Origin of the sequence: Bacillus sp. 5mfcol3.1 (assembly GCF_900114335.1) — a bacterium.
Taxonomy (GTDB): domain Bacteria; phylum Bacillota; class Bacilli; order Bacillales; family Bacillaceae_G; genus Bacillus_A; species Bacillus_A thuringiensis_S.
On the sequence record NZ_FOST01000030.1, the window covers coordinates 1 to 10,608 of the forward strand.

A 10,608-nucleotide genomic window follows, 5' to 3' on the forward strand; every position below is an offset into this window, starting at 1 on the left:
CCCCGGTTTCCCGGAGTTATCCCAGTCTTATGGGCAGGTTACCCACGTGTTACTCACCCGTCCGCCGCTAACTTCTTGAGAGCAAGCTCTCAATCCATTCGCTCGACTTGCATGTATTAGGCACGCCGCCAGCGTTCATCCTGAGCCAGGATCAAACTCTCCAATAAAGTTAGTTTGTCTAGCATCTAAAAATAAAAATTGACGTTTCACGTTGTTTGTTTCGTTCAGTTTTCAAAGAACTACTTGGTCGCTCATTTGCGACTTCCTTATGTTAACATCTTCGTTTTTCGATGTCAACTAAGTTTTTCAATTTCTTTTTTGTCGTTTTCTGCGTTTCCGCATCAGCGACGTTTATTAATTTACCATATACAAACTATTAACGTCAACACTTTTTAATAAAAAGTTCTTTTTCTTACATAACGAATACATTCCTCTGCATTAGCAACTCTCCGAAATAAACAAAAAATGATTTTATATCTTTCTTCCATCGCCTTTTTTACAATTTCATGAATACGCTCATCTTCAAAATCAAATAAAAGTTCCTCTAACTCTCTCTTTAATATGTATTCCATCTCTTTTCTCTCTTCTTTTGTCAACATCAGCCCAAGCAAATGATCACCTCAATAATTCCTTACGTAACAATAAACGTTTCGCTCATTTTCACTTATTACAATCCTATCATTCATTATATCCATTACTTACGATATTAATCCTTTGTTCTCTTTTTTATATTTACAGCATATATGTAACTGAAAAGGATTGGACAAAGGGGCGTAATATTATGTTTTTCTTTTTTATTACGAGTAAGAGAACTTTTAAACACATTAGCTTAATAGTGATACTTTCCTTATTTACAGCATGGCTACTCTTTTTAAAAACATATTCACATGAATCTGCTTTTTCAACTGCTACAGGTCCTAAAGTAATTTACAAAGGAGATACCGCTAAAAAGCAAGTTGCATTTACGTTTGATATTAGTTGGGGAGACAAAAAAGCAATTCCAATCCTTGATACTCTTAAAGAAAGACAAATTAAGAATGCAACCTTCTTCCTTTCTGCTGCATGGGCCGAAAGACACCCCGATATTGTAGAGCGCATCATGAAAGATGGACACGAAATCGGTAGTATGGGTTACAATTACACATCCTATACTTCTCTAGAGACGAATGAAATAAGACGAGACCTTTTACGAGCACAAGATGTTTTTACAAAACTTGGGGTAAAACAAGTCAAGCTGTTACGTCCACCTAGTGGCGAATTTAACAAGGCAACCCTTAAAATTGCAGAATCACTTGGATACACCGTCGTGCATTGGAGTAATAATTCCAACGATTGGAAAAACCCAGGTGTAAATCACATCGTTTCCACCGTCTCTAATAATTTGAAAGGTGGAGATATTGTCTTATTACACGCATCCGATTCTGCCCTTCAAACAAATAGAGCTTTACCGCTGCTTCTGCAAAAATTAAAAAGTGATGGATATGAGCAAATATCCGTATCACAACTTATTTCCAACACAAGTACGAAAAGTGAAGATGTGAAATAGCTTCGTCCCTACTACTCTTCACGTATAAAAAGCTCTACTACCTTTCAAAAAGGTGGTAGAGCTTTTTTAATCACACCATTTCCAATAATATAACTGCTGATATATAAAACCTCTCTCTATTAAGCAGATTTACTCGTTTTTCCGATTAAACGATGTAATACAAGTAATTGATATGCATTACATAACAATAGCGGTATAACCATTAAATATAACCAATCTGTATCATTAATCCGAAGCGCCGGTACCCATTCAAGAATCGTTACAACAACCATAAAGAACAGAGCTGGCACAAATGCTTTTTTATTTGTTTCTTTACTTTTTACATAAGCAACAATTGCTCCAAACACAAATAAAATTCCAGCAACAAGTATGTTATTCCCCAATGAGATTTCCCCATTTGCAATAAGTACAGATCTTAAATACACAAAATCAAATAATACGAATGCAATAAAGAAGAGCTGGACTGCATTCCATAAAGACGATGAGCGAAACATCCCTAGTCCAAAACGATGGATTGTTAAATATGCAAAGAATCCCATTTGACTTATAACGCTAAAAATAAATCCTACACCCATCAACCAGAAAGATACCGCTAAAATCTCCTTAACGTCGAAATTTTGAAAAAATTTATCATACCTGTCCCACTCCAAAACAAAACCAATAATAACTGTGCTAATCCCACCAAGAAACAACGTCGTTAAAAATAGTCGTACCCACTTGCGGCTATTCACAACACATCCCCCATTATCCTTATATTTCTAATTAAATTGTATCAATGACAATTTCAAAAAGCTAGCCATGTTCATGTATAAATTCCTTAAAGATATTTATATTAAAAAGAGAGAACTGTGCTGAAAGGAGTTCCAACTTATGAAACGGATACTATTCATTTTCGTTTCTTCTTTTCTACTTATCGCACTTGTAGCATGCGCACAAGGAAAAGAAACGAAATCCGAACTAGATTACGATCAAACAAAGAAAATGATTGTTGATATTTTAAAAACAGATCAAGGTAAGAAAGCTATTCAAGATGTATTAACTGATGAAAAAATGAAACAAGCACTCATACTAGATGAAACAGTAGTAAAGAAAACGATTGAAGATGCCATGGTATCCGATAAAGGGCAACAATTCTGGGAAAAGCTCTTTAAAGATCCTGAGTTCTCATCAAAGTTTGCTAAAAGTATGGGGAAAGAACAAACCCAATTAATGAAAACCTTATTAAAAGACCCTGAATACCAAGCAGGCGTTATAGAAATTATGAAAAATCCTGAAGTAGAAAAAATGATGTTACAAACAATGAAGAGTAAAGAATACCGTCAATATCTACAACAAGTACTAACAGAAACTGCTGAAAGTCCACTCTTCCAAGCCAAGATGATTGATATCATTAGTAAAGGTGTACAAAAGGCTGAAAAAGGTGGATCTGATAAGAAAGAAGCAGGCGGTGATGGCGGTTCTCAAGGCGAGAAGAAGGAAGAACAGTGAAAATAATAACTATAATAACGAGTGGACAATGTATAAATTGTCCACTCGTTATTACTTTATCTTGCTATTAACAGACAAAATGGCCCTCTAGTTAAGCGAAAGGTTTACTAGTTGTTGCCAGTAACAGATGAACCCCACTGATTAAAGTTTCGCTTTATTTTTGTGTAACAGCTGTTTTATCAATTACTGTTTCAGCTATTTTACTATAAATAATGCCGGTTGTATGTGTATCCTCATATACTGAAGGAGCAAAGTCTTCTTTATTCCAATCGGGTTGTTGCAGTGGAATACGCCCAAGAACATTTGTTTGTAGTTCGGTAGCTAACTTATCTCCCCCGCCTCTTCCAAATACATATTCTTTCTCACCAGTTACCTTACTTTCAAAATATGCCATATTCTCAACAACACCGAGAATACTATGTTCAGTGCGTAATGCCATCGCTCCAGCACGCGCTGCTACAAACGCAGCTGTTGGATGCGGTGTCGTTACAATAATCTCTTTGCAAGATGGCAACATTGAGTGCACATCTAACGCAATATCACCTGTGCCTGGTGGCAAATCTAATACTAAATAATCTAAATCGCCCCATTCTACTTCTGTGAAGAAGTGGTTTAACATTTTCCCAAGCATAGGTCCTCTCCAAATAACTGGTGCATTATCCTCTACAAAGAAGCCCATTGAGATTACCTTTACACCTAAACGTTCTACCGGAATTATCTTATCACCTCTTACGATGGGACGTTTTTCTATCCCCATCATGTCTGGCACACTAAAACCGTAAATGTCCGCATCAATAATACCAACTTTTTTTCCTAAACGAGCTAAAGCAACTGCAAGGTTAACGGAAACGGTTGATTTTCCCACGCCACCTTTTCCACTCGCTACTGCTAAGAATGTCGTTTTTGAATTTGGTGACAATAAAGATTCAGTTTGCTCTGCTTCTTGTTCTGGTGCAAACTGAGCTAATTCCTCTTCTGTAAATTCTGCAAAACGAAGTCCAACTGTTGCTGCTCCAAGCTCTTTTAATAACTTTACAATTCCAGACTGCAACTGCATTTGTTCCGCTGTACCAGTTTTTACGATTGCAATTTTGACACTCACATGTTCCTTCTCAGGCTTGACTGTTACCTCTTTAATTGCACTTGTTTCTTTTAATGTTTTATGTAAAAACGGATCTACCATCCCTTCTAACGCTTCAACCACTTGTTCTTTCGTTACCATAATTAGCCCAGCCCCCTGTATGAAAAATAACGTAATGTTAATTGAATTTATCTCTGCTTATTCTTGAAATAAATGCGTTTACATTTCCAGTATAACATATTTTCCGAAAACTTCGTTAACGAGAGAAACTCAAAAAAATCCTCCTTATTCTGGAGGATTTCCTTTTTCCGTGAAATAGCGTAATATACCCCGGTATATTGCAGCCGCTACCTTTTGCTGATATTTCTCCGAATTTAACATATACCTTTCGTTCACATTCGATAAAAAGCCGGCTTCAATTAAAGCACCTGGTGTTTTAGAATACTTTAATAAATACACATGCGAAATTGTCTTAGCAGAACGATTCGTGTTCTCTAAACTTGTTCTCAATTCAGCCTGTATAAATTTTGCAGCACGTTCATTTTCAATTGAAGAGCGGTAATAGAACGTTTGTGCGCCTTTCGATCCACTACTAGTTAAAGCATTTAAATGAATACTTGCAAAAAAGTCTACATCAGGTTTATTGATGATTTCTACACGTTTTTTTAAATCCTCTGCTTTACGTCTACTATATGACTTTGTATCTTTGTTAGCTAAATCATAATCTCCCTCACGCGTTAAAATAACTAGTGCACCTTGTTCTTGTAAATAGTCTTGTACCTTTTTTGTAATTTCAAGCGTAATATCCTTTTCTATAATATCCTTTCCTCCAACAGCCCCTCCATCTGGTCCACCATGACCAGCATCTAATACAATTACTTTCCCTGATAAGGGTAAATTCCAAGCTCGCCACGATTTTGTAATTTGAAATTCTTGTTTGACTAAAAAAAACAATACAACCGCAGCGAGTGCAAAAGAGATAATTCGAATTCTCTTCATACCTTTCCTCCTCCAGCTAGTCCCTCTAATTACTTATATGGGACAAGAGGAAAGTTTATGCTTGTCTTAATGAAGCTTTAATCGATATCTTCTTTCACCTTTTTCATACCCTTCTTGCCACCACAATCCTATAAACTGCTGACAAGATTCAAAAAGTAATTCCTCATCTTTCAACTTTATTTCTCGCATAGTCATACTCGTTAAAAATTGAAATAGCGTTTCAGTTAATTGTTGTTCTTCTTCTAAAGCTCTATATTTCACATCAAAAAACGATTCACCATAATAACCAAATTTACTATATCTCGCTCCTAATAAATAAGATTCTATCCCTAATTCAATACAGTAATCTTCATACTGACGATGAAGCTCTTGCATTTGAAAGGCATCACGAATATTTGAACGTAATGTTTTTAATGATAATTCCCGCAACATCTTCCGCTCGTATTTTAACTGCTTTTCTTTTTGTTTTTCTTGTAAGCTGACAATGACATTCATAGTACTTATAAACCTCCCTAATACGTATTAGTCTAAACTTCTAAAGAAGAAGCATACGCGCGGTGGTAGCACTAAAATATTCCAAGCTATAAAAATTACAAAAGAGGAATGAAACATAAAAAAACCCCAACCAAAATGGTTGGGGTTTGTAGTTCGCAAAAATTAACGTTTTGAGAACTGAGGTGCACGACGTGCGCCTTTAAGACCGTATTTTTTACGCTCTTTCATACGTGCGTCACGAGTTAATAGACCTGCACGTTTTAGTGTTAGACGGTATTCTGGATCAGCTTTTAATAAAGCGCGAGAAATACCGTGACGAATAGCACCAGCTTGACCAGTGTATCCACCACCATTTACGTTTACAAGTACATCGTAGTTACCTAAAGTTTCTGTTGCAACTAGAGGTTGTTTCACTACTTCACGTAATGCAGCAAATGGGATATAGTTTTCAAAATCACGACCGTTAATGATAACGCGTCCTTCGCCTGGAACTAGGCGTACGCGCGCTACTGAACTCTTACGACGTCCAGTGCCATAGTATTGAACCTGTGCCAAAGTAAGCCCTCCTTTAATTAATTATCCGCGAAGTTCGTAAACTTCTGGTTTTTGTGCTTGGTGTGGATGCTCTGCTCCAGCATACACGTTAAGTTTCTTAGAAACTTGACGGCCTAAGCGTCCTTTTGGAAGCATGCCTTTAATTGCAAGCTCTAACATTTGTACAGGGTAGTTTGTACGCATTTCAAGAGCTGTTCTTTGCTTAAGTCCACCTGGGTGGTTAGTGTGACGGTAGTAAATTTTATCGTTTAATTTATTACCTGTTAAATGAATTTTCTCAGCGTTAATAATAATTACATGATCACCCGTGTCAACGTGTGGTGTAAATGTAGGTTTGTTTTTACCACGTAAAATGGATGCTACTTCAGTAGATAGGCGACCTAAAGTTTGACCTTCAGCATCAACCACATACCATTTACGCTCAACTTCGTTAGCTTTTGCCATAAAAGTCGTACGCATGTGTTTCCCTCCTCGTTATCTTTTCCATAGAAAAAATCTATTGTTTATCTTAAACACGATTTCCTTCCGGGGCTAATCGTGGTTTTAGAAACAATACCATATGTTATGATATACTTTTGAGTTTCTAATGTCAAGCAAATGTTACACCAGGATTAGTTGTTATAGTTTACCTCCCATAGGTAAAGCCCATGACCTGGAGCCATCTTTCCAGCAAACTGACGATTTTGTTTCGCTAAAATCTCTGGAATGCTATCAGGATCAAGCTTTCCTTGCCCTACGTTAAGTAACGTACCAACAATAATTCTGACCATATTATATAAAAATCCATTACCTACAAAACGAAAAATTAATTCATCGTCTTGCTCAATTAACTCGATTTCATAAATTGTTCGCACTTTATCTTTTTTGTCAGTTTTTGCCGAACAAAAAGAAGTGAAATCATGCGTTCCAATAAAATACGGAATTGCTTTTCTTATTTTTTTGATTTCGAGCGGATATGGATATTGATATACGTAATTTCTACGGAATACATCCGCAGTCTTTGATAATAATACACGATAACGATATTCTTTTTTCTCAACACCGTAACGTGCATGAAACTCTTCTGTTTTTTTCTCTACTTGCCTAATAACAATATCATCTGGCAACATTGTATTTAAAGCGTTACTCCATTGCCACTCTTCAAGAGACAAAGGAGTATCAAAGTGTATGACTTGTCCTTTTGCATGAACCGTAGAATCTGTTCTACCAGATGCCTGAACACGAACAAGTTCTCCCTTATGCAATTTCTGTAATGCTTTTTCTATCTCCTGTTGAACAGTACGATGCTTCGGCTGAATTTGATAACCACAAAAATGCATGCCATCATATGCAACCGTACATTTTATTCTATCCATTTCTCTATTCTCCATTACGATCGCACCCATGCCAAAATACAAGCTAAACAAAATAAGCTTACAATCGTTACTGTATCGCTTGTTTTCCAGCGTAGTTGCCTAAATTTAGTACGTCCTTCACCACTTTGATATCCACGAGCTTCCATCGCAATAGCTAAGTCCTCTGCACGCTTAAAAGCACTGATAAACAGAGGAACAAGCAGTGAGATAATAGCTTTCATTCTATCTTTTATCGGTCCCCCAGCGAAATCAATACCACGTGATGCTTGTGCTTTCATTATTTTACTCGTTTCATCCATTAATGTCGGAATAAAACGAAGAGAAATTGACATCATTAATGCGATTTCATGAACAGGAACCTTTATACGCTTCAACGGCTTTAATAACGTCTCCAAACCATCTGTAATTTCAATAGGTGTCGTCGTTAACGTTAATAATGTCGTCATTAAAATAATAACGAAGAATCGTACAGAAATGTATATCCCTTGCTCTAATCCTTTTTCATGTATCGAAAACCAACCAAGCTGGAGTAGTACATCCCCCTCTTTATTTGTAAAAATATGCAGGAAAAATGTAAAAAGAAAAATCCATAAAATTGGTTTTAAGCCCGAAAGTACATAACGAATCGGCACTTTTGCAAAAAATAAAGCAATGAGTGCATATAAAAATAAAAATCCATATGAAATCGCATTATTTGCTAAGAAAACAACAAATACATATAAAAAGACAATCAGCAGCTTCGTACGTGGATCAAGTTGATGAATAAGTGAATTCCCTGGGATATATCTCCCAATAATCAACTGCTGCATGATTCATGACCACCTTTTCGTAACACCTGCACAACTTCATGAGTAAGATCCTCTAAAGATAAGGTAGCCTTTGGAATTGAAATACCAAACTTCTCTTCAATTGCACGTTTATACTTTAATGACATAGGAAGATCCACACCAATTTTCTCTAGTTCATCAGCATGTGAAAATACTTCCTCTGCACTTCCTTGCAAAAAGACCGTTCCTTTATGCATAACTACAATCTGCTCCGCATACTGAGCGGCATCCTCCATATTATGCGTTACAAGGATAACTGTAAGCCCCTTCTCCTTATGCAACTTATAAAACATCTGCATAAGTTCGTTCTGCCCTTTTGGATCTAGACCTGCTGTAGGTTCATCTAATACAAGCACTTCAGGTTCCATCGCCAATACACCCGCTATCGCAACACGCCTCATTTGCCCGCCACTTAACTCAAACGGTGAACGTGTTAACAGTTCTGGCTCTAACCCTACAAGTTCAATTGCCTCTCTTGCCTTTTGCTTCGCTTCTTCTACAGATACCCCAAAATTAGTAGGGCCGAAACAAATATCTTTCTCCACAGTCTCTTCAAACAACTGATGTTCTGGGAATTGAAAGACAACCCCTACTTTTTTACGTAGTGGCTTTAGCTTTTTTTCTTTCTTTCCTGCCGAAATCAAATGTTCACCAATTTGAACTGTACCATTTGTCGGCTGCAATAAACCATTTAAATGTTGAATCATCGTCGACTTACCTGAACCAGTATGACCGATAATGGCATAATAGCCCCCACTTGGAAACGACACGTCTACATCATAAAGTGCGCGTCTTTCAAATGGAGTTTTATATTGATAACGATGTTCTACTTTTTGGAATGTAATCTCCAAAGTTCGTTCACCAAGCTTTCCATTGTAAGATGCGTATTTTGCAAAAGAATTTCATTTCTTTTTAATAATTCTGCTATTTTCACCGAAAACGGTACATCTAAGCCAATTTCTTGGAGCATATGAGAGGATTTGAAAATTTTTTCTGGAGTCCCTTCCTCTAATATTTCTCCCTTATTTAAAATAATGACACGATCTGACTGTGCCGCTTCTTCTAAATCGTGTGTAATTGATAGCACAGTAATACCTTTTTGATTAACAAGTTGTCTAACCGTTTCTACTACTTCACGTCTTCCTTGAGGATCTAACATTGACGTTGCTTCATCTAATATTAAAATAGATGGCTGAAGTGCTAAAACGCCTGCTATTGCCACTCGCTGCTTTTGCCCACCAGATAAGGAATGAGGCTCATCATTAAGAAAATCTTCCATACGGACAAGTCGTAAGGCCTGTTCTAATCTTTCAATCATTTGTTCTCTGGGCATTCCGATATTCTCTAAGCCAAATACAACATCATCTTGCACTGTTGTTCCAACAAATTGATTATCTGGATTTTGAAATACCATTCCAATTTGTTTTCGAACATCCCATACCGTTTCCTCTGATAAAACCATTGAATCATTTACTGTAATAGTCCCTGCTTCCGGCAAAAACAAACCATTCAATAATTTTGCAAGTGTAGACTTTCCTGAACCGTTTTGTCCAATAATAGATACCCATTCTCCCTCATATAAGGAAAATGAAACATCTTTTAATGCATACGTGGCTGCCCCAGGATATTGAAATGATATATTTCCTATCCGAAGTTTCTCTTTTTTCAATAGAAGGCACCCTTTCCTTCGCCAAGCTCGCCTATTTTTATATTTAAAAAAAAGGGCCATGACCAGTTTCTTGAAAAGAACTGTCCTGCCCTTTTAATTATCATTATACTAACTCGATAATTACCATTGGTGCTGCGTCTCCGCGACGTGGACCAATTTTTGCAATACGAGTGTATCCGCCTTGGCGCTCAGCATAGCGTGGAGCTACATCAGCGAATAATTTTTGAAGTGCATCTTGACCAGTCTCAGCGTTAGCTACTTCATTGCGAATGAAAGCTGCTGCTTGACGACGAGCATGAAGATCTCCGCGTTTACCTAAAGTGATCATTTTTTCCACTACAGAACGAAGTTCTTTTGCACGAGTTTCTGTCGTTTGGATGCGCTCGTTGATAATTAAATCAGTAGCTAAGTCACGTAACATAGCTTTACGTTGCGCACTTGTACGGCCTAATTTTCTGTATGCCATTCGTAGTTCCCTCCTTTGTTCATGGGTTTAAATCCTCAGTCGTCTTTACGTAAACCTAAACCTAATTCCTCAAGTTTATGTTTAACTTCTTCTAAGGATTTACGTCCTAAGTTACGAACTTTCATCA

15 protein-coding genes and 1 rRNA gene are annotated in these 10,608 nt (G+C 37.0%); 2 read left to right on the forward strand and 14 right to left on the reverse strand.

Features of this window, described 5'->3' with window-relative positions; all coding sequences use genetic code 11:
* Both BM089_RS29785 and BM089_RS29795 read right to left on the reverse strand, forming a co-directional pair.
* Nucleotides 1-167, reverse strand: a 16S ribosomal RNA gene (locus BM089_RS29785); the annotation flags it as partial.
* 225 nt (nucleotides 168-392) lie between these two features.
* Complete coding sequence (locus tag BM089_RS29795; protein ID WP_090979060.1) at nucleotides 393-611, reverse strand: hypothetical protein; 219 nt, start codon at nucleotides 609-611, stop codon at nucleotides 393-395.
* A 170-nt stretch (nucleotides 612-781) separates the two neighbouring features.
* Between BM089_RS29795 and pdaB the strand changes: the two genes are divergently transcribed.
* Nucleotides 782-1,546, forward strand: coding sequence for a polysaccharide deacetylase family sporulation protein PdaB (gene pdaB / locus BM089_RS29800; protein WP_000464717.1), 765 nt, complete (start codon nucleotides 782-784; stop codon nucleotides 1,544-1,546).
* A 119-nt stretch (nucleotides 1,547-1,665) separates the two neighbouring features.
* On the opposite strand, the gene kbaA is transcribed toward pdaB, so the two are convergent.
* Nucleotides 1,666-2,277, reverse strand: a complete 612-nt coding sequence (gene kbaA / locus BM089_RS29805; RefSeq protein ID WP_089170266.1) for a KinB signaling pathway activation protein KbaA — start codon at nucleotides 2,275-2,277, stop codon at nucleotides 1,666-1,668.
* 139 nt (nucleotides 2,278-2,416) lie between these two features.
* Between kbaA and gerD the strand changes: the two genes are divergently transcribed.
* Nucleotides 2,417-3,034, forward strand: coding sequence for a spore germination lipoprotein GerD (gerD, locus tag BM089_RS29810; protein ID WP_050842394.1), 618 nt, complete (start codon nucleotides 2,417-2,419; stop codon nucleotides 3,032-3,034).
* 154 nt (nucleotides 3,035-3,188) lie between these two features.
* Here the strand turns inward: gerD and BM089_RS29815 are convergent, their stop codons facing one another.
* From BM089_RS29815 to BM089_RS29865, 11 genes are all read right to left on the reverse strand, one after another.
* Nucleotides 3,189-4,256: an Mrp/NBP35 family ATP-binding protein gene (locus BM089_RS29815; protein WP_090979063.1), complete on the reverse strand. Its 1,068-nt coding sequence runs from the start codon at nucleotides 4,254-4,256 to the stop codon at nucleotides 3,189-3,191.
* A 144-nt stretch (nucleotides 4,257-4,400) separates the two neighbouring features.
* Nucleotides 4,401-5,114: an N-acetylmuramoyl-L-alanine amidase CwlD gene (cwlD, locus tag BM089_RS29820; protein WP_000822439.1), complete on the reverse strand. Its 714-nt coding sequence runs from the start codon at nucleotides 5,112-5,114 to the stop codon at nucleotides 4,401-4,403.
* Nucleotides 5,115-5,180: 66 nt separating this feature from the next.
* Nucleotides 5,181-5,609, reverse strand: coding sequence for a DUF2521 family protein (locus BM089_RS29825; RefSeq protein ID WP_001101005.1), 429 nt, complete (start codon nucleotides 5,607-5,609; stop codon nucleotides 5,181-5,183).
* Between the two features lie 162 nt (nucleotides 5,610-5,771).
* Nucleotides 5,772-6,164 carry a 30S ribosomal protein S9 gene (gene rpsI / locus BM089_RS29830; protein WP_000079986.1) on the reverse strand — a complete coding sequence of 131 codons (393 nt, stop codon included), beginning with the start codon at nucleotides 6,162-6,164 and terminating at the stop codon, nucleotides 5,772-5,774.
* A 21-nt stretch (nucleotides 6,165-6,185) separates the two neighbouring features.
* Complete coding sequence (gene rplM / locus BM089_RS29835; protein WP_001260795.1) at nucleotides 6,186-6,623, reverse strand: 50S ribosomal protein L13; 438 nt, start codon at nucleotides 6,621-6,623, stop codon at nucleotides 6,186-6,188.
* Nucleotides 6,624-6,775: 152 nt separating this feature from the next.
* The gene (truA, locus tag BM089_RS29840; protein ID WP_002094238.1) at nucleotides 6,776-7,519 is read right to left on the reverse strand and encodes a tRNA pseudouridine(38-40) synthase TruA; all 744 of its coding nucleotides are present in this window, start codon (nucleotides 7,517-7,519) and stop codon (nucleotides 6,776-6,778) included.
* Between the two features lie 14 nt (nucleotides 7,520-7,533).
* Nucleotides 7,534-8,328, reverse strand: a complete 795-nt coding sequence (locus BM089_RS29845) for an energy-coupling factor transporter transmembrane component T family protein (protein ID WP_001186530.1) — start codon at nucleotides 8,326-8,328, stop codon at nucleotides 7,534-7,536.
* Nucleotides 8,316-9,197, reverse strand: coding sequence for an energy-coupling factor ABC transporter ATP-binding protein (locus BM089_RS29850; RefSeq protein WP_000406539.1), 882 nt, complete (start codon nucleotides 9,195-9,197; stop codon nucleotides 8,316-8,318). Before BM089_RS29850 ends, BM089_RS29845 begins: the two co-directional genes overlap by 13 nt.
* Nucleotides 9,173-10,015 (reverse strand): energy-coupling factor ABC transporter ATP-binding protein, encoded by an 843-nt coding sequence (locus BM089_RS29855; protein ID WP_000711763.1) that lies wholly within the window; start codon nucleotides 10,013-10,015, stop codon nucleotides 9,173-9,175. The genes BM089_RS29850 and BM089_RS29855 overlap by 25 nt, the downstream gene beginning before the upstream one ends.
* Nucleotides 10,016-10,118: 103 nt before the next feature.
* The gene (gene rplQ, locus BM089_RS29860; RefSeq protein ID WP_000331490.1) at nucleotides 10,119-10,481 is read right to left on the reverse strand and encodes a 50S ribosomal protein L17; all 363 of its coding nucleotides are present in this window, start codon (nucleotides 10,479-10,481) and stop codon (nucleotides 10,119-10,121) included.
* Between the two features lie 35 nt (nucleotides 10,482-10,516).
* The coding region (locus BM089_RS29865) for a DNA-directed RNA polymerase subunit alpha C-terminal domain-containing protein (RefSeq protein ID WP_178345288.1) at nucleotides 10,517-10,608 on the reverse strand (92 nt) is incomplete at its 5' end.

Coding starts and splice junctions, on each gene's coding strand:
- pdaB (WP_000464717.1), top strand. CDS start 782: ATGTTTTTCTTTTTTATTACGAGTAAGAGAACTTTTAAACACATTAGC.
- gerD (WP_050842394.1), top strand. CDS start 2,417: ATGAAACGGATACTATTCATTTTCGTTTCTTCTTTTCTACTTATCGCA.
- BM089_RS29815 (WP_090979063.1), bottom strand. CDS start 4,256: ATGGTAACGAAAGAACAAGTGGTTGAAGCGTTAGAAGGGATGGTAGAT.
- cwlD (WP_000822439.1), bottom strand. CDS start 5,114: ATGAAGAGAATTCGAATTATCTCTTTTGCACTCGCTGCGGTTGTATTG.
- BM089_RS29825 (WP_001101005.1), bottom strand. CDS start 5,609: ATGAATGTCATTGTCAGCTTACAAGAAAAACAAAAAGAAAAGCAGTTA.
- rplM (WP_001260795.1), bottom strand. CDS start 6,623: ATGCGTACGACTTTTATGGCAAAAGCTAACGAAGTTGAGCGTAAATGG.
- truA (WP_002094238.1), bottom strand. CDS start 7,519: ATGGATAGAATAAAATGTACGGTTGCATATGATGGCATGCATTTTTGT.
- BM089_RS29845 (WP_001186530.1), bottom strand. CDS start 8,328: ATGCAGCAGTTGATTATTGGGAGATATATCCCAGGGAATTCACTTATT.
- rplQ (WP_000331490.1), bottom strand. CDS start 10,481: ATGGCATACAGAAAATTAGGCCGTACAAGTGCGCAACGTAAAGCTATG.